At 57.0% G+C, this 22,427-nt stretch carries 25 protein-coding genes; 14 read left to right on the top strand and 11 right to left on the bottom strand.

Annotation, left to right across the window (positions count from 1 at the left end):
- Positions 1–108: 108 nt before the first annotated feature.
- Complete coding sequence (gene hpsL / locus LEPTO7104_RS34580; protein ID WP_017300228.1) at positions 109–1,794, bottom strand: hormogonium polysaccharide biosynthesis protein HpsL; 1,686 nt, start codon at positions 1,792–1,794, stop codon at positions 109–111.
- 156 nt (positions 1,795–1,950) lie between these two features.
- On the opposite strand from hpsL, the gene LEPTO7104_RS0119295 reads away from it, so the two are divergent.
- The 8 genes from LEPTO7104_RS0119295 (at position 1,951) to LEPTO7104_RS0119265 (ending at position 8,951) form a co-directional block, all read left to right on the top strand.
- A complete protein-coding gene (locus tag LEPTO7104_RS0119295) occupies positions 1,951–2,271 on the top strand; it encodes a nucleotidyltransferase domain-containing protein (RefSeq protein ID WP_017300227.1) in 321 nt (106 codons plus the stop codon).
- A complete protein-coding gene (locus LEPTO7104_RS0119290) occupies positions 2,264–2,650 on the top strand; it encodes a HEPN domain-containing protein (RefSeq protein ID WP_017300226.1) in 387 nt (128 codons plus the stop codon). Before LEPTO7104_RS0119295 ends, LEPTO7104_RS0119290 begins: the two co-directional genes overlap by 8 nt.
- Positions 2,651–2,656: 6 nt before the next feature.
- Positions 2,657–4,033, top strand: a complete 1,377-nt coding sequence (locus LEPTO7104_RS0119285; RefSeq protein WP_017300225.1) for a sensor histidine kinase — start codon at positions 2,657–2,659, stop codon at positions 4,031–4,033.
- 1 nt (position 4,034) lies between these two features.
- On the top strand, positions 4,035–4,496 hold the full coding sequence (locus LEPTO7104_RS0119280) for a GNAT family N-acetyltransferase (protein WP_017300224.1): 462 nt from the start codon (positions 4,035–4,037) through the stop codon (positions 4,494–4,496).
- Between the two features lie 584 nt (positions 4,497–5,080).
- The gene (locus tag LEPTO7104_RS0119275) at positions 5,081–7,744 is read left to right on the top strand and encodes a DUF3536 domain-containing protein (RefSeq protein ID WP_017300223.1); all 2,664 of its coding nucleotides are present in this window, start codon (positions 5,081–5,083) and stop codon (positions 7,742–7,744) included.
- Between the two features lie 66 nt (positions 7,745–7,810).
- Positions 7,811–8,089: a BrnT family toxin gene (locus LEPTO7104_RS0119270; protein WP_017300222.1), complete on the top strand. Its 279-nt coding sequence runs from the start codon at positions 7,811–7,813 to the stop codon at positions 8,087–8,089.
- A complete protein-coding gene (locus tag LEPTO7104_RS43695) occupies positions 8,052–8,330 on the top strand; it encodes a BrnA antitoxin family protein (RefSeq protein ID WP_071527281.1) in 279 nt (92 codons plus the stop codon). Before LEPTO7104_RS0119270 ends, LEPTO7104_RS43695 begins: the two co-directional genes overlap by 38 nt.
- A 63-nt stretch (positions 8,331–8,393) precedes the next feature.
- Positions 8,394–8,951 (top strand): DUF8196 domain-containing protein, encoded by a 558-nt coding sequence (locus LEPTO7104_RS0119265; RefSeq protein ID WP_017300221.1) that lies wholly within the window; start codon positions 8,394–8,396, stop codon positions 8,949–8,951.
- Positions 8,952–9,141: 190 nt separating this feature from the next.
- On the opposite strand, the gene LEPTO7104_RS0119260 is transcribed toward LEPTO7104_RS0119265, so the two are convergent.
- The 5 genes from LEPTO7104_RS0119260 to ribBA form a co-directional block, all read right to left on the bottom strand.
- Complete coding sequence (locus LEPTO7104_RS0119260) at positions 9,142–9,492, bottom strand: DUF5615 family PIN-like protein (RefSeq protein ID WP_017300220.1); 351 nt, start codon at positions 9,490–9,492, stop codon at positions 9,142–9,144.
- An 8-nt stretch (positions 9,493–9,500) separates the two neighbouring features.
- Positions 9,501–9,830, bottom strand: a complete 330-nt coding sequence (locus tag LEPTO7104_RS0119255) for a DUF433 domain-containing protein (protein WP_017300219.1) — start codon at positions 9,828–9,830, stop codon at positions 9,501–9,503.
- A 119-nt stretch (positions 9,831–9,949) separates the two neighbouring features.
- Positions 9,950–10,204, bottom strand: coding sequence for a ribbon-helix-helix domain-containing protein (locus LEPTO7104_RS0119250; protein ID WP_017300218.1), 255 nt, complete (start codon positions 10,202–10,204; stop codon positions 9,950–9,952).
- A gap of 310 nt (positions 10,205–10,514) precedes the next feature.
- Complete coding sequence (locus LEPTO7104_RS37175; RefSeq protein ID WP_017300216.1) at positions 10,515–11,840, bottom strand: HNH endonuclease; 1,326 nt, start codon at positions 11,838–11,840, stop codon at positions 10,515–10,517.
- A 110-nt stretch (positions 11,841–11,950) separates the two neighbouring features.
- Positions 11,951–13,726, bottom strand: coding sequence for a bifunctional 3,4-dihydroxy-2-butanone-4-phosphate synthase/GTP cyclohydrolase II (gene ribBA, locus LEPTO7104_RS0119230; protein WP_017300215.1), 1,776 nt, complete (start codon positions 13,724–13,726; stop codon positions 11,951–11,953).
- A 281-nt stretch (positions 13,727–14,007) separates the two neighbouring features.
- Here ribBA and argC point away from each other — a divergent pair, with 281 nt between their 5' ends.
- Positions 14,008–15,072 carry an N-acetyl-gamma-glutamyl-phosphate reductase gene (gene argC / locus LEPTO7104_RS0119225; protein ID WP_017300214.1) on the top strand — a complete coding sequence of 355 codons (1,065 nt, stop codon included), beginning with the start codon at positions 14,008–14,010 and terminating at the stop codon, positions 15,070–15,072.
- 120 nt (positions 15,073–15,192) lie between these two features.
- Here the strand turns inward: argC and LEPTO7104_RS40250 are convergent, their stop codons facing one another.
- Positions 15,193–15,594, bottom strand: coding sequence for a slr1601 family putative cell division protein (locus LEPTO7104_RS40250; protein ID WP_155523702.1), 402 nt, complete (start codon positions 15,592–15,594; stop codon positions 15,193–15,195).
- 216 nt (positions 15,595–15,810) lie between these two features.
- Between LEPTO7104_RS40250 and LEPTO7104_RS0119210 the strand changes: the two genes are divergently transcribed.
- Genes LEPTO7104_RS0119210 through LEPTO7104_RS42915 form a run of 3 tightly spaced genes read left to right on the top strand, consistent with a single transcriptional unit; the run spans position 15,811 to position 17,231 of the window.
- Entirely contained in the window at positions 15,811–16,572 is a 762-nt protein-coding gene (locus LEPTO7104_RS0119210; protein WP_017300211.1) for a metallophosphoesterase family protein, read from the top strand.
- Positions 16,573–16,614: 42 nt separating this feature from the next.
- Positions 16,615–16,845 carry a DUF433 domain-containing protein gene (locus tag LEPTO7104_RS0119205; RefSeq protein ID WP_017300210.1) on the top strand — a complete coding sequence of 77 codons (231 nt, stop codon included), beginning with the start codon at positions 16,615–16,617 and terminating at the stop codon, positions 16,843–16,845.
- Entirely contained in the window at positions 16,842–17,231 is a 390-nt protein-coding gene (locus LEPTO7104_RS42915; protein ID WP_071527280.1) for a DUF5615 family PIN-like protein, read from the top strand. The genes LEPTO7104_RS0119205 and LEPTO7104_RS42915 overlap by 4 nt, the downstream gene beginning before the upstream one ends.
- On the opposite strand, the gene LEPTO7104_RS34565 is transcribed toward LEPTO7104_RS42915, so the two are convergent.
- Together LEPTO7104_RS34565 and gap are read right to left on the bottom strand one after the other, a co-directional pair.
- Complete coding sequence (locus LEPTO7104_RS34565; protein ID WP_017300209.1) at positions 17,193–17,879, bottom strand: toll/interleukin-1 receptor domain-containing protein; 687 nt, start codon at positions 17,877–17,879, stop codon at positions 17,193–17,195. The genes LEPTO7104_RS42915 and LEPTO7104_RS34565 overlap by 39 nt on opposite strands.
- A 253-nt stretch (positions 17,880–18,132) precedes the next feature.
- Positions 18,133–19,185: a type I glyceraldehyde-3-phosphate dehydrogenase gene (gene gap / locus LEPTO7104_RS0119195; RefSeq protein ID WP_017300208.1), complete on the bottom strand. Its 1,053-nt coding sequence runs from the start codon at positions 19,183–19,185 to the stop codon at positions 18,133–18,135.
- Between the two features lie 331 nt (positions 19,186–19,516).
- Between gap and LEPTO7104_RS0119190 the strand changes: the two genes are divergently transcribed.
- Complete coding sequence (locus tag LEPTO7104_RS0119190) at positions 19,517–19,699, top strand: hypothetical protein (RefSeq protein WP_017300207.1); 183 nt, start codon at positions 19,517–19,519, stop codon at positions 19,697–19,699.
- Between the two features lie 155 nt (positions 19,700–19,854).
- Here LEPTO7104_RS0119190 and LEPTO7104_RS0119185 read toward each other — a convergent pair whose 3' ends face one another.
- Both LEPTO7104_RS0119185 and LEPTO7104_RS0119180 read right to left on the bottom strand, forming a co-directional pair.
- A complete protein-coding gene (locus tag LEPTO7104_RS0119185; RefSeq protein ID WP_017300206.1) occupies positions 19,855–20,376 on the bottom strand; it encodes an alpha/beta hydrolase in 522 nt (173 codons plus the stop codon).
- A gap of 157 nt (positions 20,377–20,533) precedes the next feature.
- A complete protein-coding gene (locus tag LEPTO7104_RS0119180; RefSeq protein ID WP_017300205.1) occupies positions 20,534–21,250 on the bottom strand; it encodes a GntR family transcriptional regulator in 717 nt (238 codons plus the stop codon).
- A gap of 236 nt (positions 21,251–21,486) precedes the next feature.
- Between LEPTO7104_RS0119180 and LEPTO7104_RS0119175 the strand changes: the two genes are divergently transcribed.
- Positions 21,487–22,422 (top strand): fatty acid desaturase, encoded by a 936-nt coding sequence (locus tag LEPTO7104_RS0119175; protein WP_040695542.1) that lies wholly within the window; start codon positions 21,487–21,489, stop codon positions 22,420–22,422.
- The last annotated feature ends 5 nt before the right edge of the window (positions 22,423–22,427 follow it).

Here is a 22,427-nt window from a genome sequence, read left to right as displayed (position 1 = left end):
GTACTACATAATTCGCTTGTGCTTTCCCTGAGTTTTACCACGCCCCTTCCCCCCAGGGCGAGTTAAGTTAAGCGAACGGGTCAGCGACGTCGGCTCCATCCAGCCGATCTACTCAAACACGATTGTCTCCTGCTGGAGCTGCTTTTGCTCGCGTTTGGTGAGTTTGCGGCGACTTCTGGCGCTCTCCAGCTTCTGCTGCAAGCGCTCGCGCTGGTCAATTTCCGGCAGCTTCAGCACAATGCCTGCCGCCAGCCAGTAGTACACATTCACCGGATCCACATCCAGCGGATAGTAGTAGGGAAAAATGCTGATAAACAGCACAAACACCCACATCGACGCGCCGTAGCCCCGCAGGTTGGGGTCTTTAATCGAGCGGTAGGCTTTAAAGGCGGCCACCGTCAGCGTCAGATACACCGCCAGCGTCGCCAGCAGCCCCAGGGGGCCAATTTCGTACAGCAGCTTGGGGTGGTAGGTCTCGACCAGCTCGGTTTTGCCAAAAATGCGGGCGGCGTTGGTAGCGCGGCCCACCCCCCGGCCCAAAATGCCCTGCTGCTGCTTTTGCGCCCACTGAAACTGCTGCACAATAAACTCCTGGGGCGGCGAGGCGGCCCAGCGGGCCTGAAAGCTGGCCACCCGTTCACCCACCACCACCGGATTTTTGACCACAAACACGGTCAAAATAATGGCCAAACCAATTCCCACCGGCAAAAAGCGCTTGAGGTTGGCCACCTGCCCGGTGAGAATCAGCAGGCCGACGATGGTCACCGGCACCAGGGCCAGGGCGATGCGCTGCCCCGACACCACCGCCATTACCCCCACCGCACCCAGAGAGAACAGGCCGACCAGACGCCAGATCGGGCTGCGATCGCTAAAAGCCGTACCAAAGGCAAAAAAGCCGCTGGAGATCAAGAACCAGCCCCACTGCCAGGGCGCATTGAACGTGCCCGGCAGCCGAATCTGCCCCTGGGAGGGGGAATACAGCAGCGACCCACCGACAAAGCAGCGGGCCTGAAGCGACGCCTTAAATAGATCTTCGCCCTCGCCGACGGTACCCTGGCAAATGCCCGTTTTGAGCATTAAGAACTGGATAAAGCCCAGTCCGCAGCAGACCAAGATCAGCATCACCTGCAGGCGCAGCAGAAAGTAAACGTCTTCGCGATCGCGCAGCAGGTAATAAATACAGGGAATAATCAGCACGTAGCCGATCAGCACCTTCAGCCCCAGCACCCCAATTAAAATCGGCACTTCCCCCGCCGCCGCATCGAGCTGCTGCCCGCCATTCACCACCAGCAGAGTGAGGCTGCACAGCCCCAGCAGCGTCAGCAGCGGAATCTTGATCATGGGTGGAATAATCAGCGGCTGCCTGGTGCGGCGGCAAAACTGAATCACCCCAATCAGCGCTGGAATGTAGATGGCGTCTTTGGCCAGCTGCAAAATGCCGCTGCCCCCCAGGGCGTAGGTGATGGTGCCGCTAAAGGGCACGTAGATAATCAGCCCGTAGATGGCCTGGCGCGGGTATTTGAAGGAGAGGGCCAGGCATGCGATCGCCACCACCGCCGCCAGCCCCAGCTTGGGTTCCCCCAGCAGCGCCAGCAGTACCCCAATCAGCCCAGCCGCGAATAGCGTGGCCGACAGGTACTGAATCAAGGCCTTACGCGCCTTTTGGGCCTGGCGCTTCTTCGCCCGCTCTTGTTTGCGAGTGAGCGGAGGAGCTTGGTCTGTTGTGTCCTCTTTGCCTTTGCCTCGTCGTCGGGATTGAGCTGCCTTTGCCTGAGTCTGGGAGGTATCTACCACAGCACGATCGCATGGGGGCCATTGCCAGGGTAGCCGCTTTGAGCTGTTGTATGGCAGATTCAGTCTGCGCTTGGTTTAGGATTGAAACATTGCAGCAGATGCGATCGCAGCCCCGCAGAAAAACCTGGGGCTGTCTCAATATGTGGGTGAATCTAAGTGCAGCAGCTAACCACTGAACAACTCCATCAAATAACTCAGCGGCTAGTAACTGCCCTCCAGCCAGAGCAGATCATTTTGTTTGGCTCCTACGCCTACGGCGAACCCAATGAAGATAGCGATATCGACCTGCTGGTCATTGTTTCGCAGTCCGACGAGCCCCGCTATCGGCGAGCGCGAGTTGCCTACAAAGCGCTACGAGGGTTGGGGATTCCTAAAGATATTTTGGTGATGACCCGCGAAGAGGTCGAGCGCAAAAAGAACGTGGTTAGTTCCCTAGTCTGTCAAGCGCTTCGCCAGGGAAAAGTTTTATATGGCTGAGGCTAGGCAAGCGGAGGTGGAGAAATGGCTGACCATCAGCAGACGAGATTTGCAATCAGCCAGGGTGCTTCTCAAAGAGCTATTACTTGAAAATGTTGCCTACCATTGTCAGCAGTCGGCGGAGAAGGCGCTGAAAGCTTATCTTGTGCACCAGGGTGCAGGCTTTCCCAAAACGCACGACTTGGATGTTTTGCTCGATCTCTGCTGCCAATTTGATTCAGAGTTCAGGCGATGGGATGATGCCGCTGATACGTTAACGCCCTACGCCACGGAGTTTCGCTACCCCTCAGATACCCTTGAACCTGAAGAAGAGGATGCTCGACAGGCGATAGAAATGGCCGAATTAATTTTGAACTTTGTCATTCAAAGATTGCCCTAGGGGTCTATGTTTCAGGCGACTCGGCGGCGGCTTGCGCTCTGGTATACGGCGGTGACGGCGGTGCTGCTGCTACTGTTTGCCAGCGGATTTTACCTCTACGTGCGCACTACCCTGGTGGAGCGGGTGGATGACACCCTCGACCATGTGGTGGAGATCGTGGAGCGATCGCTCGTTATCGAACCCGACACCGCCGGGGATCACCTCTTCGCCACCGCTAGGGCCAGTAGTTCACCCCTGCGGGTCAACGTTGAGGCCAGCTTTCGCGACAACGCCCGCGCCGTTGAAGACGACCACATCGACCTGGAGTGGTTTGGCCCCGATGGCCAATTGCTGTGGTCTACCTTTACGGATCTCCAGCCGGTGCCCCTGCACGTCAACCCAGCGGGCGAAACGGTACAGGTGGGGGTAGACACATTCTTTCGCCAGATTACCGAGCGGGTGCAGGCCGACGGCCAGGTGCTGGGCTACCTGCGGGTCAGTCACCCCTGGTTTGAGGTGACAAAACCCAGCCGCCGCCTGATTCTGGATCTGGCCCTGGGCACCAGCCTGATGGTGGGAGCGGTGGCCGCGATCGGCTGGCTGCTCTCGGGGATCGCCATGGCTCCAGTGCGCGACTCCTACCAACAGCTCAAGCAGTTCACCGCAGATGCCTCCCACGAGCTGCGCAACCCGATCGCGGTGATCCAGACCAACGCCCAGGTGGCGCTGTCGGACCCCGACCCCGACGTGGAGATTCAGCAGCAGCAGTTTCAGGTGATTGAGCGGCTGACCCGGCGGCTGGGGCGGCTGGTGGACGACCTGCTGTTTCTCGCCCGCCAGGAGAGCGGACTGATTGCCCTGACCCCCGCTTCGCTCAGCCTGGAGGGTCTGCTGGAGGAGGTGGTGGAAGAGCAGCAGGTGATGGCCGCCGAACGGCAGATTGCCCTGCGGGTTGAGCTGCCTGGGGATGGCTCCGGCAAACACCGCTCCGGTACCAAGCATCTGCCCATGGCCCCCACCGCCAGCTCCACAATTCTGGGCGATCCCGGCCAGCTCACCCGCCTATTCACCAACCTGATCAGCAACGCCGTGCAGTACACCCCCGACGGCGGCACCGTGACGGTAACGGTAAAGCCCGCCAAGCAGCAGGGCCAACCGGGGGTGCAGGTGACGGTGCAGGACACCGGCATTGGCATGGACGAGAAGGCGATCGCCCACGCCTTCGATCGCTTCTACCGGGCCGACCCCTCGCGGCTGCGCAGCGGGGATCAGGGCACGGGGCTGGGGCTGGCGATCGCCAAGGTGATTGTCGACACCCACCGGGGCCACATTCACCTCGACAGCCAGCCGGGGCAGGGCACCACGGTAACTGTCGTACTGCCCCAGGGGGGATTGGGCGGATAGCATGACTCCGATCGCCTATGGACGGCCCCAGCTAGGAGACGAATACGCCATTAGTGGATGTCTGTGGGCGGCTGCCGATCTGTGGGAACTCACCGACGGCACCCCCGACAGCGTGGCTGAATGGCTCCAGCTCTGCCATCCAGACGAGCTGAGAGAGCGAATTTTAAGCGACCAAAAAACGCGCGTCGCTACCTGGAATGGGGTGGTCGTTGGCTTCATTGCCTTTAAGCGCGGCAACCATCTGTCGTTGTTGTTCGTCCGCCGAGAATTTGCTGGCCAGGGCATTGGCCGATCGCTGTTTAGCCAGTGCACCGTTGACTTAGACACAGTCACGGTCAACGCCGCTGAGGCAGCGGTGGGCTTTTATCAAAAGGTAGGCTTTAAGCCCCGGGGCGATCGCTTCTTAAAGCACGGCATATGGGGCCTACCCATGGTCTGGATCAACCCTACCACCAGTCTCTAGGGGCGTATGCAACGACTAGGGGATCCCCCCTGCCCCCTTAAAAAGGGGAGCCTGAGTCCGCTTCAAAGTCCCCCTTCTTAAGGGGGATTTAGGGGGATCGCTAGCTTTGGTTGGTAGTCCCCCAATCTCTAGATGCGCCCAGTCTTTAGGAAAGTCTCACTAAGTTCACCACTCTTCTTCCCCTTTAAGATGGATGGGTCGATCGCCTGGTTGCCATAATTTTGAACGTAGGGCATTTGCCTTGCCCCTACTTGAGAAACATCAACGGAGATTAAGCGCGACCGACTGTTTTTCAAAAGCGGGTTAAAATCAGCAAAGCTATTGTCAATATGGGTAGCAAACCTGGCGATTGTGTCGGTCCCCCCTTAGCCCCCATGCTGCTATCGCTGTTCCAATCGATCCCCAGGTAATCCTGCGGCATTTATTTTGGCTTTTTAGCGCTTAACCAATCTGCCGTATCGCCCCCAGAGCAGCGATCCCCGGCCCCAAGTTTTTCTAAAACCCGATCCCCGGCGGCTGCCCAGCTAACGCTAAGCTGGCGGCTGCGCTCAGGATTTCTTCAATTCCTCACTCATTTTTCTCCTATGGCTGATTCACTCCAGCATTCGGCATTGCAGGCTGCTCCTGCGGCCCAAGGTTCCTATGATGGCCCCCACGACGGCTTGATCCCCGCCGTTAGCACGGGGGTGTTTGTCTGCGTCCACGGCCACTTCTACCAGCCGCCCCGCGAGAACCCGTACCTGGACGCGATCGAAAAGCAGCCCAGCGCTGCCCCTTACCACAACTGGAACGAGCGCATTCACCACGAGTGCTACCGGCCCAACGCCTACGCCCGCATTCTCAACGATCGCGGCGAAGTGGTGCGCATCGTCAATACCTTTGAGTACATCAGCTTTAACCTCGGCCCCACCCTGCTGAGCTGGATGGAGCGCTACGACCTGGAGACCTATCAGCGCATTCTCGACGCCGATCGCAACAGCTGCCAGCGGCTCAGCGGCCACGGCAACGCGATCGCCCAGGTCTACAACCACATCATTCTACCCCTGGCCAAGCCGCGCGACAAAGTCACCCAGGTGCGCTGGGGCATTGAGGACTTTCGCCGCCGCTTTGGCCGCCAGCCCGAGGGCATTTGGCTGGCCGAAACCGCGATCGACTACCCCACCCTGGACGTGCTCCACGCCGAGGGGATCAAGTTCACCATTTTGGCCCCGTCGCAGGTGCAGCGCTGCCGCCCGCTGGTCAGCTACAACGGCGAGCGCGACAGCTGGCAAGAAGTGGGCGGCGGCCAGATCGATCCCAGCCGTCCCTATCGCTGCTTTCTCAAGCACGCCGATGGAACGCCTGATCCCAGCCGCTACGTAGATGTTTTCTTCTACGACGGCCCGATCTCCCGCGACATGGGCTTTAACGACGTGCTGAGTTCGTCCCAGCACTTTGTCGGCCGCATCGGTCAGGCCATCCACGGCGACCACCGCCCCTTCCAGCTGATTTCGGTGGCCACCGACGGCGAAACCTTTGGCCACCACCGGGGCGGGGCCGAAAAAGCCCTGGCCTACGCCGTCACCGAAGAGTTTCCCCGCCAGGGCTGGACGGTGACCAACTACGCCCACTACCTGGCCACCCACCCGCCCACCTGGGAAGCCGAACTCAAGCCCGTCACCGCCTGGAGCTGCTCCCACGGCGTCGATCGCTGGCAGGATGACTGCGGCTGCGGCGGGGGCGGCGAGTGGCACCAGCAGTGGCGGCGGCCCCTGCGCGATACCCTCGACTGGCTGCGCGACAAACTCGTGGCCGTGTACGAAGAGCACGGGGCGGCCCTGCTGCGCGACCCCTGGGCAGCGCGGGATGCCTACGTGGCGGTGATGGGCGATCGCAGCCCCGCCAGCCTCAGCGCCTTCTTTAAAGCCCACCAAACCCGCAAGCTCTCCCCCGTCGAGCGGGTCACCGCCCTGCAACTGCTCGAAATGCAGCGCCACGCCCTGTTTATGTACACCAGCTGCGGCTGGTTCTTTGAAGAACTCTCCCGCCCCGAGGGCACCCAAATTCTGCGCTACGCTGCCCGCGCCATGGAGCTGGCGGGCGAAGTAGCGGGGATTGCCCTGGAGCAGGAATTTGTGCAGCGCCTCGGCCATGCCCCCAGCAACGTCACCGACTTTCAGGATGGGGCCGGGGTCTACAAAACGCTGGTCAAGCCCTCTCGCATTTCCCTGGAGCAGGTGGTGGCCCACTACGCCATGGGATCGCTGTTCACCGACTACCACCGCGAGCAAACCGTCTACTGCTACACCGTCGAGCAGCACGACTACCGCCGCCAGCGCATGGGGCCAATGTCTCTGGCCGTGGGCCAGGTCGAAATCACCTCCACCATCACCCGCGAGAGCCTCAACCTGGCCTTTGCCGTGGTGCATCTGGGCGGCTGGGACTTTCACTGCGGTATTACCACGGTGCGATCGCGCCTTGCCTACACCCGGGCCAAAGCCGCCGTCTTTGACAGCCTTGGGCAGGCCAGCGCCGCCCAGGTCATTCTCGCCATCAACAGCGCCTTTGGCCCCCACACCTACGGCCTGCAAGACCTGTTTGCCGAAGAGCGCCACCGCATGATGGGCCTGCTCTCCCAGGACACCCTGCTGCGCCTCGATCAGCTCTACGCCCAGGTCTACCGCGACAACTACGGCGTGCTGCGCGCCTTCCACCGCGACGGCCTGCCCGTACCCAAGGAGCTGCAAGTGGCGGCAGATATTGCCCTCAGCCACCGGGCGATGGAGGTGCTGCAAGCCCTGGAGCGCGAAACCAGCGACCCCGCCGCCAGCCCCCTGCGCCAGGGTGAGGATTACCTGAATGAGCTGGAGGCGATCGCCACCGAAGCCAGCACCTGCAATGCTTCCCTCTCGCTGGCGGCGGCCAAGCCCATGCTGGAGCGGCTGATCGGGCGATCGGTGTGGCAAATCCTCAACCAGGCACCCACAGAATCCCTCGCCGCCGATGTGGATTGGCTGGGGCGGCTGGTGAACCTGGGTCAGCAGCTCAACCTGGGCCTTTCGTTGGAGCGCCCCCAGGAGCTGTACTACCAGCACCTCAACCGCCAGGTGTTTGCCCTGCTCAAACAGGCAGCAGTGTCGAGAAAGCCCCTCGGCCAAGACAGCCGCGCCCAGGTCAACGACATCCTCCGCCTCGGCGAATACCTGTCGATGGACGTGGGCGCAGTGCTGAAGGCGCTGGATCACCTCGATCCCGGTCGGCCAGCGTAAACAGGCCGACATTGAAATAGCCTTGCCCTAAAATACAGATAGCTCAGTTAGCATTGCTAGGCTTTCATGCAGTTTGAATGGGATGAGGCAAAGAATCTCGAAAATATCCGCAAACACGAGATTGACTTTGGCGATGTCCCTGAAATGTTTGAAGGTCCAATGCTAGTTGAGCTAGACGATCGTTTTGACTATGGCGAAGACCGCTGGTTTGGCATTGGTCTTCTCGGCAATGGCGTGGCAGTTGTGGTTTGGACGGAACGCCAAAACGACGTGATCCGGATTATTTCAGCACGAAGGGCTAACCGACATGAGCGGCAAAGACTTAAGCAATACCTCCCGTACTAACTGGGCAGCACTAGAGTCACTAGACGATGAAGGAATTGACTATTCCGACATTCCTCCACTGACGGAAGAGTTTTTTGAGAAGGCGACTCTCAGAATCCCAGCGACACAAGTACAGCAGCTTGTGAAAATTGAGCCTGATGTGTTGCAGTGGTTTCAGGCTCAGGGTGGAGAATACAAAGCTCTAATCAACTCAGTTTTGCGTGGTTACGTTGATAGTCAAAGTAGAAAGCCAGTCGGGTAAGTCTTTAGGCTTGCGACTTCAAACGCATAATAGAATTGAGCATCCAAAGGCAGGAGTCAGACTGTGGCTGAACCCGTCACCATTGCCGATATTTACGCCTTGTTTCAAGCCTCCCAGGAAAAAGCCGATCGCATATTTGCCGAGTCTGAGCGGCAGATGCAAGATCTAAAGCGCATCGCGGCCAATACCAGTCGAGAGGTCGCCGGGCTGACGAGCCGATGGGGGCAATTTGTCGAGAACCTGGTTGAGCCTGCGGTGGTGCGCCTGTTTCAGGAGCGGGGCATTTTGGTGCAAGAAACGTCTCGTCGCATGCGGTCGCGGCGACCGGGCGCAGAGATGGAGATCGACATTTTTGCGGTCGATGGGGATGTGGCGGTTGCTATTGAAGTCAAATCGCGGCTCTCTCGTCAGGATGTAGAAGATTTTTTGGCCCGACTAGATCGCTTTAGGCAGGCGTTTCCCCACTACGGCGACTATCGCATCTATGGAGCCGTGGCGGGTATTGAGGTGGATGAAGGAGTAGACCGCTATGCCTATCAGCGAGGGCTATTTGTGATTAAACAAACTGGCGACATGGTTTTGATTGCCAACGACACCACCTTTCAACCGGCAGCCTGGTAAACCAACTCTTAGTTTCCTCTGCATAGTACTCAGCCATTGCCGAGGTAGCAAATCTTGCTAATAGATCCGGGGAACGAGAAAAAGGCTCACCCTAAGCCCGCTCTTCCTTGGTTTCTTCTAGGATGATGAGAGCGATCGCATTTTGCTCACTCTTGGGCAAAGTCTGCAACCGTGCGATCGCTGCTAGAGTTTACAAAGGCAAGTACAGCACGAGGCCGTTCCACTCATCTTGCCCACTAGCATCAATCAGTAGCACCAGTTCGTCAATGACCTGTCTAACGGGCATCCGATCGTTGATTACAAATAGCCCCGGCATTGGCTGCCCCTGAGACAACCGCTCGTAAGCAAAGTTCGGCATGGTTGCGCGGTCGTGGGTTAAGAGTATGCGCCCATTGCTGGCTGCCCAATCTAGAATTGCTGGATCATCTACTTCTTGCAACCCAACATCTTGAACACGCAGTAGGTCGAGACTTGGCTGGCGAAGAAATAGCCCTCGCCCAATGTCGCCATTAAAGTTTTCGTCGCTCAGCAACCTCAGCATGTCAGCGTTTAGAGGGTTTGCTGGGCTAAGAGTCTTGAGCGGATTATGCTCAGATCAGGCTGATTTTTGGAGATTTTTTGATGAACCGATTCTGCTAGGTTTTCGCGATCGCTCAAATAAGATTCTATTTCCTGCTGATGTCGAAGATAATAGCCGATCGTCATGTAAACGTCAGCCAAAGAAAGGGTCGAATATCTTTGCACAATGGTTTCTGGAGAGGCACCATCCTGGAACGCTCGAATCACAAGTTCTAGCAAAACCCTTGAGTTGCCGACTCGAATTGCTCCTGCTGCATCTTCTGTAAGCGGTAGGGACTCAAACTCTAAGACAAGGCTCATGGTTCCATCTCCATTAACTACTACATAGTAAGCTGATGCTAGCTTTAGCAAAATAGTCGGCTATCTCGTTGAGATTTTGGCTGGCAAGAACGGAACGTTGATGACATAGCGACTCATGGCTAGTTTGTCTGCCGGAAACGCTCTAGAATGCCATTTACGAAGGTTTCGCTATCAACGGGGTCTGTGCGGTTAGAGGCTTCAATTGCCGCGTCAATTTTGGCCCGCACGTCTTCGACCCATTCTGCTTTGGAGCGATCGTACTCGTCTAGTAATCGCAGGGCAATTTCTAAAACCTCTTCAGTAGAGCGGTATTTACCAGATTGAAGCTTAATTTCAACAAAACGCTTTTGATCAGGGGTGAGACTGACACTCATAAGCCACCTCTAACTCAATTTCTATATGGTGATGGGTTTAAATTTAATGATCGCCTGATCAGCTCTAAAGATAACAAGCGTCTCACCTGCCTCTACTTGACGAAGATATTTAAGTGGGTCGCGCTGATTTTCATCAATTATGATGTTTGACATTAGCTAGACTCTCGTTTCGTGGTTATAATGACGGCGAAAGCCAGCAGCGGCAAGTAACATCAGCATCCAATTAGAAAGTTCCAACCGACCGCTGTGCTGAGGTGTTAGTCAATCTTTAAAGAGCTAAGACTAATTACAAATTGCTAGCCTATAAGGACTAGTTATTGTGTAGATCGCACACCACTTGTAAATTGTCAATACCAGAGTCTCCTCCCTCTGCTATTGGAATAATATGATGAATTTCTAAGTTTTCGCTTGATCCACAAATTGTGCATTTTCCTTCACATCTAGCAAAAACAATATCTTTGATCTTTTCTGTTATTCTGCCGCTAAATATTCCATCATCAATCGCTCGCTCCATCGCTGCTAGAATTTGGATGACTTCATGAAAATCCTTCTCTGAATCGGAGTTCTTGGAAGAGTTAATATAGCCAAAATTATCCTTTGCCGTTTTTTTCAACCCTTGATAATTAAGATAAGCTTCGTCGGGAAGATATCCCTTTCTCGATAAGTAGTATAAGATTTCTTCAAAAGCTCCTAGCCCTGCATTCTGCTTTTGTCTTCTTAGTCTCCATATAGGGCGTAAGCGAATTCTGTCAAGTTGATTTTCTATGTCAGATAAGCCTTGCTGAATTGCCAACTGAGGCGAAAGGTTAAATAATGTCTTCAAGTAACTATAATTTCCACTACTGTCAACATGATTTGTATGTGACAATTCCGAAATAGCATCCAATATTTTTATCGCAGTTTGCAGTGATGAATCCCAGGCAATCTCAGAACTCTTGCCAGGCTTAGAAAATGCTACATTTCTTGCTTCTTTGAGTTGTTGATAGTCTCCTTCTACTCCTTCAGACAAAAATCCATTCTTGGCTAAAGCGAGCAGAAGTCTGTCAATATAGCCAAACTCAGCGTTAGAAGAACTTTTGAAATCAAATAGACTTTCAACCTCTTTGTTGATTTTATCTACTGCCTGGGTTATTGCTGCTTCCGGAGAAAGTTCAAAGAGCTTTTTGAAGTATCCATGGTCTTCAGGAATTAAACCGATAAGTGCAATATTATCCTTGTTTAAATAAGATTCTAGGACTAAAGACAATTCAGCCCTATATTGTACTCTTATAAATTTTTTAAAGAATTCTGCGATTTTTTCTAAGTAATAAAAGGTTGTCTCAGCACTAGGATAACCAAAGCGATGCTGTATTGTGTTTCTATCATCAATAAGTAACTCTATAATCGGCTTCATGGGAATTTCAATACTAAGATTTTCGATTTCACTAATTGCCGACCAAATAGAAATTGTTTCTTTTGGATGTTTATATATACTGATGCCTTGATCGACCAAACAATCTTTCAGGATTAATTCAATGGCATTAGCAAGATGAAGAATGACGAACTTATTTTTCTTTGGATCATTACTTGCATATATTTCAACTGCGTGAGCCATTAATTCTAATGCACTCACAAAGAGGGGGGACTTGTCGCTCATAAATGCTTCTCTTTACAGGCAGAACACGGACTAACAGCTTAACAACTTAATTATGCCGAGGGTTGCCGTATAACTTCCCTCAAGAAGGCAATTACACAGATAGTCTCTAGCTAATCGGCTGGAAGGTGGCTGGAGAAGACGTAGATGCGCTGGCTTTCTAGGCTGCCGCAGAGGTCGGAGGGTTTGACGGTTTCGGGGGTGGGCACCGCATCGTGGTGAAACACCTGGCGATCGAGGCCCACTTGCAAGCCGCTGAAGGGGTCGCTGCCGCCGGAGATGAGGAACGCAAGCTGGTCGATTTCGGGCCAGGCGGCGAGTTTGTCGAGCAGGGTGGCGATCGCATTCATCTGGGGCTGGTTGCAGTCGCGATACCAGGCCTCGGCCCCTGGTACCGGGGGGGCATCGAGCCCCAGATTTACAATTAAATGGGGCTGGCTAAACAGTGCCGCCGCCACGGGGCGGGCCTCCTCTTGCAGCAGCAATCCCTGGCTATGGGCTAGCTCTCGCAGGCTCTCTAGCTTGGGGTAGCTGTCTTGCACCGACAGGTCGCCGCCGCGCCAGTGAATTGCCACCGTGACCAGGTAAGTCTGCACCAGCAGGTGGCCCAGCTTTTGGGCTTTAGTGGCCAAATAGCCTGAATTGTGGGCAGTAGCCTCAATAATCAACGGTACCCGGTTCACCATATCCAGACCGTAGCCTTTGATGCCCGCGATTTTGCGGGGGTTGTTGGTGATCAGGCAAAACTTCTGGACGCCGATGTCGTTGAGAATTTGCGCGCCGATGCCGTAGTTGCGCTGGTCTACGGGCAGGCCCAGCTTTTCGTTGGCTTCTACCGTGTCGAGGCCCATATCTTGCAGGGAGTAGGCCTTGAGCTTGTTGACCAGGCCAATGCCGCGCCCCTCCTGGCGCAGGTAGACCACCACGCCGCGCCCCGCCGCGTCGATCATTTTTAGCGCTGCCTGGAGCTGCATGCGGCAGTCGCAGCGCAGGGAGCCAAAGGCATCGCCGGTCAGGCATTCGGAGTGGACGCGCACCATCACGGGCTGGTCGGCGAAGGTGGCGGGGTCGCCCTTGACCATGGCCACATGCTCGGAGCCATCGAGCAGGTTGCGGTAGGCGTAGATGTTGAATTCACCAAACTGGGTGGGCATGGTGGCCACCGCCTCGCGCTGCACAAAGCGCTCGTGCTGAAGGCGGTAGTGAATCAGGTCGGCGATGCTGATCAGCTTCAGGTTAAAGGTTTTGGCGTAGTCAACCAGCTCAGGCAGCCGCGCCATGGAGCCATCGGGGTTTTGAATTTCGCAGATCACTCCGGCGGGGTAGAGGCCCGCCAGGCGGGCCAGGTCAACCCCGGCTTCGGTGTGGCCTGCCCGCTTTAGCACGCCGCCCTCCTTAGCCCGCAGGGGAAAGATATGCCCCGGTCGGCGCAGGTCTTGGGGCCGAGCATTGGGGTTGATGGCGACTTGAATGGTGCGGGCGCGATCGTCGGCGGAAATGCCCGTGGTGACGCCCCAGCTCAGGGCGGCGTCGATGCTGACGGTAAAGGCGGTCTGCTCGTTTTCGTCTTCAAAGGCGCTGGGGCTGACCATCAGCGGCAGGTCTAGCTCGTCGAGGCGATCGCCCGTCATGGCCAGGCAGATCAGCCCCCGCGCTTCCACCGCCATAAAGTTGATGTTGTCGGGGGTGGCAAACTGGGCGGCGCAGATCACATCGCCTTCGTTCTCGCGGTTTTCGTCGTCCACTACCACAATTGACTTGCCCGCCGCCAGATCGAGAAGGGCCGACTCAATGGAGTCAAACTGGAAATCGGCGGGAAGCTCGGAGGGGGAATGGCTTGCGGCGGGCGTCTCCGCTGTTGGGTCGGGCACGGTGGGGCTAGCCTTCATAAAGTACGTTCACTCTTAAAATTCTAGCTTTACAGCCTGCCCTTCACCCTAAGGATGCCCGCACCCAGGGGCGGAGCGGGGAATAGTTGAGGTGGCGAACAATGCGGCCTATCGCATCCCAAGCCACCATGTTGATCTGGGATTACTGGTTTACTATTACAGTGCTTATCTAAAGGGGGTGCTAACGCCGTTGGCGATCGCCCCCAAAATCCCAAAAAAGACCGGCAACCCGCCGCTACCCCACACCGTCCTACCCTTCCAAAATAGACAGCCCCAGAACCATGAGCGATTCACCAGCAGGAAAAATTAAGGTCGGTATTGTCGGGGCATCGGGCTATGGAGGGGTGCAGCTGGTGCGCCTGCTGACCCAGCACCCCGAGGTAGAGCTGGTGTATTTGGGGGGCGACAGCAGCGCCGGAAAGCCCTACACCGATATCTATCCCCACCTGGCAGGTTCGGTGAATTTGACGGTGGAAGCGGTAGACCTGGGGGAAATCGCCCAGCGCTGCCAGGTCGTATTTCTCTCGCTGCCCAACGGGCTGGCCTACACCATGGCCCCCACGCTGCTGGAGCGGGGCTGCCGGGTGCTGGATTTGTCCGCCGACTACCGCTTTGAGAATTTAAATACCTATCAGTCGTGGTACGGCGGCGAGCGCCTCGACCAGGTCACCGCTGCCGAAGCGGTATACGGCCTGCCCGAGCTGTTTCGCGATCGCATCCGCGACGCCCGGTTGGTGGGCTGCCCCGGCTGCTACCCCACCGCCAGCCTGCTCGGCATTGCGCCGCTGCTCAAGCAGGGCCTCGCTCAGCCCGAGAGCCTGATTATCGACGCCAAGTCGGGCACCTCCGGCGGCGGGCGAGTGGCCAAAACCGGCATGTTGCTAGCTGAAGCCAGCAACTCCCTGGGGGCCTACGGCGTCACCCGCCACCGCCACACCCCCGAAATCGAGCAAATCTGCACCCACCTGGCCAGCCACGAGGTCACGGTGCAGTTTACCCCCCACCTGATTCCCATGGTGCGGGGCATTTTGGCCACCATCTACGCCACCCTGCGCGACCCCGGCCTGGTGCGCGACGATCTGCTCACCATCTACACCGCCTTCTACCGCTCCTCTCCCTGGGTAACGGTGCTGCCCAACGGCACCTATCCCCAAACCAAGTGGGCCTGGGGCACCAACCGCTGCTACATCGGCCTCGAAACCGACCCGCGTACGGGGCGAGTGATTGTCATGTCTGCGATCGATAACCTGATGAAGGGCCAGGCTTCCCAGGCGGTGCAGTGCTTCAACCTGATGATGGGTCTAGAAGAAGGCCTCGGTTTGCCCACCACCACGTTTTACCCGTAGGGTCGGGCGCAGTGGGTGAGTGCGTAGCGTGGGGGATGCTTTAACCTCGCGCCGAGCTTTGCCGGGTGGGCAAGGTGCTGGCAGGTTAGCCTGGGTTGAGTTCAGCGCCTGCCGCCGCGCTCATTTCTCCCCGCTCTCTTGGTCGGTCCAGACCACCTGCCGTTCTGAATGGGTGCGGTAGCCCGTTTGCTCCTCAATTACTCGGCCCGCCTGGGCCGGGTCAAAATAGCGGTCAAAGTCAGAGCGCAGGCGAGTATTGGTCGCCTCTGCCTGGGCCAGCTCTGCGCGGGCGGCCTCAAGCTGCTGCACCTGGGCTTGCAGATAGGGGACGAGCCGCCCCAGGGATACCGCCGCCACCAGAATCAAAAACACGTTTACCCCTAGCCGCGCGCCTAGCTCAAAGGCCCGCGTATGGCGGGCTAGCTGCCGCAGACGGTCAGGGGGATGCTGCCTGCGCCGACGCACCGGGGTATGCGGAGGAGAGGAGGTCGATAGCGAACGGCGAGAAGGCGAACGGCTCATGGGGTAGGTGCTCTAAGCTGGCCTTATTATGCCTGAGAATAATCAAAATAACGCCGATCAAGCGCCCGAAATCAACGCTTTTATTAGGGCAAAACTCCGATCGCGATCGGGCGTTGAAGTACATCTTTAACCGGGCTTCATCCAGGTAAGCATTACGGAAAATTGATAGTTGAGTTTGGGGTTAAGGCATAATGAGATCAACGGAGTCCCTGCCCCATGTCCCGAAGAATCTTTATTGGCGACATCCACGGTCACTACGACGGCCTCAGGCGGCTATGGGATGCGATCGCCCCCGAGGCCGATGACAAAATTTACTGCGTTGGCGATCTCATCGATCGCGGCCCCAAAAGTGCCGATGTGGTCGATTTTGTCCGGTGCCACGCCACCAACTGCGTGCGCGGCAACCACGAGCAGCTCATTCTCGACACCTTTGTCGACGGCAAAATTAACCCACCCACGCTCCAGGGCTGGATTTTCAGCGGCGGCCAGGCTACTCTCACCAGCTACCACGGCTCCGCCGCCACCCTCGAAGACCACCTCGACTGGCTGCGGCAGCTGCCCCTCTACATCGACCTGGGCGATCTGTGGCTGGTGCACGCCGGGGTCAACCCCATGCTGCCTATCGCCGAGCAGAGCAGCTACGAAATGTGCTGGATTCGCGAAACCTTCCACAGCAGCCTGACGCCCTTTTTCTCCGATAAACTCATCATCACGGGGCACACCATCACCTTCACCTTCCCCGGCGTAGACCCCGGCCAAATTGCCGCCGGGCGCGGCTGGCTCGACATCGACACTGGCGTCTACCACCCCCGCAGCGGCTGGCTCACCGCCCTCGACTGGGACAACCAGATCGTCTACCAGGTGAATGTATTTGAGCCGATCGAACGGGTGCGATCGTGCGCCGAAGCCATCACCTATCTCGACCCCACGCTGATCAAAAAGCGCCCCCGCGACATGGCCACCCGCGCCGCGTTTTAGAATGTAGTAGCAGAGGTCTTCTAAGCTCTCTTAGTAACTACCATGTTTGAGCGCATTACCTTCAGTTCTAATGTCATGGGCGGTCGAGCCTGCGTTCGCGGCATGCGTATCACAGTGTCCTTGGTGCTGAGCATGCTGGCAAATCGTATGACATTTGCAGAAATTCTAGAGGCTTACCCTTACCTGGAAGCCGAGGATATTTTGGCTTGCCTGGAGTACGCTGCCTACTTGGCTAGCGAGGAAGTTCACTCCTTGATAGAAACAGCAGCGTGAGATTTTTAGCCGATGTAGGTGTTTCGCCACTGACGGTACAGGCGCTGCGGCAAGCTGGATATGATGCAATTCACTTAGTCGAGCAAAGATTGGAGCGTTTGCCCGACTCAGCGATTCTGGAAAAGGCTCGGTTAGAAGACCGTATTGTGCTGACCTTTGACCTGGATTTTGGGGATTTGTTAGCCTCTGGAGCAAATCCGTTGCCTAGCGTGATCATCTTTAGAGTCAAAAGAACTGTTCCTAGCTTTGTAACCTCACGGCTATTCACAGTGATCGAAGAATGCGGTGAAACCCTGCGAGGTGGAGCGCTACTAACGGTAGAGGACGGTCGATATCGGCTAAGGCGACTACCCATTCAGATTCCAGATCAAGGCATGCCAGACTAGAAGATGATCACAACTACCAGAGCACGCTGTTGAGTTGGTGGGCTGTGGGTTAGGGCTGGTGGGCGGTGCCCACCCTACAGCTTCTTGGCGATAGGTTTGTGGGACAGCGGGAGGCTTCCGAGCGGTGGCGTTTGGTTTGATGGCTGGTGTTGAAACAAGCGCTGGTGGCGCATTTAGCCTGTCAAAGTAGCGCTCTAGCTGCACGATCAGCCTACTGACATCGCCATGAAAGTCGGGGTTGGGTCGGGCTTGAGCAGCATTTCGGTAGGCTAAGGCAGCCAGACTAGGGGGCAAATCGTTGGGGGCAGGCAGGGTGGCACGGCTCACCAGCAGAGGGATTACGCTCACCTGGCCTTTGCGGTTGAGGGCTTCTTCTAGCTCCAGGCGCACCCAGTCGGCGGGGTTGTCGATGCGGCGGTTTCCGTTTTCATCCGTCACCGTCAGCCAGGTTTTGCCAATTACCGCCAGCACCACCTGGCACTGGTCAAGGCTGGCATTGATGTAGTCGCGCAGGTCTTCGCCAAAGGGGATGGCGTCTACATCGAAGAAAATCGAGTCTTTGCCAAAGTGGGCGGCCAGGCGATCGTAGATACGTCCGGCGATGTCTTCGCTATCGCTGCGGCGGTAGGAAATGAAAATTTTGGGCATAGTGCTGAGCGATCGCTGCCCCCATTAAAGCCTGATTTGCCAGCGGCAGGTAATCCTTCCACCCCTGGGAGAAAACCGCCCCCTTTTTCAAGGGGGGTTTTATTGAGGAACTGGGAAAGGGTCAATCTGGGGGGATTACGATGGGAGCTTAGCCAAGAATAGAGATGTGTACAAGCAGTAGCCGAGGAGGGAAGGCTCCGCAAAGAAACCCGGTTTTTTGAAAAAACCGGGTTTCTGAATTCAACAATTCTCTCTAAACCGTGGCGGAAATCCTCACGCCGCTGAGGATTCCTTCTTTCTGCGCCATGTAGAGCATCAGGTCGACCACGCGCATCGAGTAGCCCCACTCGTTGTCGTACCAGGCGATGACCTTAAAGAAATTGTCGTTGAGGCCGATGCCCGCCCCGGCATCGAAGGTGCTGGAGTGGGGGTCGGTGGTGAAATCGCTGGAGACCACATCGTCATCGGTGTAGGCCAGCACGCCTTTCATGGGGCCAGCGGCAGCGGCTTTCATGGCGGCGCAGATGGCCTCGTAGGTGGTGGGCTGCTCGGTTCTAAAGGTGAGGTCTACCACCGATACATCGGGGGTGGGCACCCGCAGGGCCATGCCAGTGAGCTTGCCCTTGAGCTCGGGCAGCACCAGGGTCACGGCCTTGGCTGCCCCAGTGGAGGCGGGAATGATGTTTTGCCCCGCGCCGCGCCCGCCGCGAAAGTCTTTTTTGGAGGGGCCATCTACCGTAGGCTGGGTGGCGGTGGAAGCGTGGACGGTGGTCATCAGCCCTTCAGCCAGGCCAAAGGTTTCGTGGATGACCTTGGCGACGGGGGCCAGGCAGTTGGTGGTGCAGCTGGCGTTCGAGACAACGATATCGCGGCTGGGGTCAAAGGTGTCGTGGTTGACGCCAATCACCAGGGTGTGCACTTTCTCCGGGTCTTTGGTGGGGGCGGAGAGAATCACCCGCTTGGCTCCGGCGGCGATATGCTGATGGGCGGTATCAAAGGTGGTGAAGAGGCCGGTGGATTCGACCACGTAGTCAGCACCCAGATCGCCCCAGGGCAGTGCGGCGGGGTTGCGCTCGGCCATGCAGGGAATTTTTTTGCCGTCTACGACAATGCCGTCGGCGACGGCCTCAACGGTGCCATCAAAGCGGCCGTGGGTAGAGTCGTACTTGAGCAGGTAGGCGAGGTTTTCGGGGGGCACCAGGTCGTTGATGCCGACGAACTCGATGTTGGGGTTCTTGATGCCGCCGCGTAGCACCAGGCGGCCAATGCGGCCAAAGCCATTGATGCCGACTTTTAGAGTTGTCATGGTCAGAGTATCCTTGTGTGTAGGTTTGCCGTGGGATGCGCAGAATGTTGATCGACGCTGTGCCCAGTCGAACGGGAGCGTTTGACGAAACCGTGAGGCAATATCTCATGGCCCCTTGGCAAAGGGTTGCCACTCCCCACAGGACAAATGCTACGGACAAAATTTCTGCGATCGCGGGATCACCCCTTTTATTTCAGAGTTGAGTTTTTGGCTGGGGATACTAAAATATTGGGTGAGCTAGACAAGCCCTCAAACCGCTGCGGATACACCTAGATTTAGAGGTAAACGTTGCTACAGTAGCGGCTTGTTTAGCACATAGTTCCAGTCGGCCATGGGAGAAAGCGCTGTGTTTACTGGCCTCGATCTGGTTGTGATTCTAATTGTGTTTTTCGCGTTTTTTTACGCCACAAGTCCGCCCGGCAAGGATGATTCAAAGTTCAAATTTGAACCGCTGACGCTGCTGGTGGTGTCGATTGTGGTGGGTATGATCGCGGTTTCTCTGCTGAAGCGTTGACATAGCTAGGGCCAGAAAGGTTGAGACGCTTTACAGGTAACTCCTGGGTAATGGCTGTGCGTGGATGCGCTATGCGTCCATGCGCATCCACGCATAGCGCATCCACGCATAGCGCACTGGCCAAAGCTATACAGACCAAGGGCTAGAGAAGAACGCTAGAGAAATATGGAGAGGGGGCGCAGAAAACTGGCCAGGCGGTTAACGGCGTCTTGAATGTTGTCGCCCTCTAGCACTACTTCTTCGGTTGGGTAGTTTTGCAGCACCTCCAGCAGCGTGATTTGTTTATCGTCGCTGGCGGAGAGCACCAGGGCCGATCGCAGCGCCTGACGATCGGCCACACCCGCGCTGGTGTGGATGGAGTCGCCCAGGTAGTCGAGCACCCACTCGCCGGGGCCAGTGTTGAGGGCGCGATCGAGGATGATCGGGTCGGCGGGGAGCGGGTCGGTGAGCAGCGATCGCAGTTCTCCGGCATCTTGCCCTGCTTGGTTGAGCAGCCCGCCCAGCACGCCGGACGATTCGCCCGTGTCGGCGAGGGCCACCAGCAGGGCAACGGGGACGGTGCGGCTAAAGCCTCGATAGTTGAGGCGAACCTGCTCAGCGGCATGGCCAGGGCTGGCGGCTAGCGCGCTTAGGCCCAGGCTGGCTAAGGTGATGGCCGCAAAGAGTCGGTGTTGCATGGGAACCTCTAACCGCGTGCTCTAATCGATCTAATCACCTAAGGACGGGCTGCCTTGGATAATGTTGCCGCGCACCTGCGGAGCATCGCCCGCATAGATGGCGCATAGATGGCATGGACTGTCAGTATAACGAGGTCAACTAGCACCATGGCGACAGCTATTCTCCGGCGCGCATGCTGAGGGAGTAGCAAAAGCGATCGGCCCGCGAAATGGTGGCCCCGTGCAGCACCGGCTGGCGATCGCAGGAGTAAGCCGTGTAGCGATACACCATCAGCGCGTGGCCCAGGGGCACCTCCAGGTGGTCGCTGAGATCGTAGTCGGCGTGGGTGCACTCCACCATGGCATCGACGTGCTCAATGGGCACGCCATTTTGGGCCAGGGTGGGAAAAGTCATTTGACGTTCGAGCTGGGGGGCAAATCGCTGGCCCAGTTCAGCAATCAGGTAAGACACATCCACGGCCCCAGCGGCTCCATCCATGCGGAGCAGCTTTCTCTGTAGGTACACCGGCGTATCCGCCGAAATCTCCAGGGCGACGGCCACCTCAGCCGGGGCACAGATAGACTCAAATGTCAGGCTTTCAAAGGAAAAGGCGACCCCCTGGCGGGCCATATCCTGCTCTAAAAACACCAGCGGGCTGGAGAGGGAATAGGTGACTTTTTTCTGCGGGGTGACAAATACGCCCTTGCCTCGATAGGCGATCGCCAGCCCCTGGCTGACCAGGTTGGCCATCGCCTGGCGGGCGGTAATGCGGCTGACGTTATAGGTTTCCATCAGCTGGTGCTCGCTGGGAAGGCGATCGCCAGAGGTATACACCCCCGACTCAATCTGGTGGCGCAGCTTTTTCGAAATACTGATGTGTAGCGGAGTAGCCATAGACAGAAAACCATCAACGGGCGGCGGGCATTGCGAGCGCAGCTTGGACACCCCCAGGTAAATGTGCTAAACTCACTTGTCATAACAAGTTGAAGCGAGGTCGTTTGCTGACTACATCGGTCAGCAGGTCGTCAGTGGATCGGTGATTTGAGAGCCTAGGGCGTTGCCCAGACGGGCTGCTCCCCCTTTTTCAATTATCTGATGTTGCCAAGGCATTTTCTACTAGAACGTTAACCATGCTTACGAATACTACACCTGCTGCCCAACTGGGTTCGTTGCCTACTCAACCCCGCCAAATTTTATCAGCCGAGGCATTGTCCACCCTCAACCAGCGCTCTAACTGGGCGGGAGGCGCTCAGTTTTTGGGCCATTTGGGGGTAATCGTTGCCAGTGGCTACCTGTGGGCTACGGCTCCTTTAGGGCTGGCCCTGCCGGCCCTGGTTCTCTGTGGGGTCAGCCTGGCCCTGATGTTTTGCGCCATGCACGAGTGCTGTCACCGCACCGCCTTTGCCAATCCCCGCCTGAACGATGGCGCCGCCTGGCTGGCCGGGCTGCTGTCGTTTTACAACAGCACCTTCTATCGGCGCTACCACAAGTGGCACCACCGCTACACCCAGATTCCAGGCAAAGACCCCGAACTCGACGATCCTAAGCCCACCAGCCGGGGCGACTACCTTTGGCAGCTGAGCGGTATTCCCTGGTGGATGGGCAAGGTTCGCTGCCACAGCAGGGTCGCCCTTGGCCAGCTGGAGGGCTTGTATTATCTACCTGAAAGTTCTCACACCGAGGTGGTGCGATCGCTGCGCCTGCAACTTTTAACCTACGCGGCGGTAATTGCTGTTTCGAGCCTGCTGGGCCACCCCTGGTTTTTGCTGACCTACTGGGTGCTGCCCCTGGCGGTGGGTCAACCCCTGCTGCGGTTTGTGCTGCTGGCCGAGCACACCGGCTGCCCCCACGATGAAAATCCGCTGCTCAACACGCGCACCACCCTCACCCTCTGGCCCCTGCGCTGGCTGATGTGGAATATGCCCTATCACGCCGAGCATCATCTGTACCCGTCGATTCCCTTTCAGGCGCTACCGATGGCCCACAGGCAGCTAAAGCCGTATTTCCAGCGCGTTGACGCGGGCTATGTACAGGTCAATCGCAGCATTGTAGCCAACTTTAACTAAAAGGC

It is taken from the genome of Nodosilinea nodulosa PCC 7104 (genome assembly GCF_000309385.1).
GTDB lineage: Bacteria > Cyanobacteriota > Cyanobacteriia > Phormidesmidales > Phormidesmidaceae > Nodosilinea > Nodosilinea nodulosa.
The sequence above is the reverse complement of the archived record's forward strand: the minus strand, read 5'-3'. Positions and strand labels throughout refer to the sequence as shown.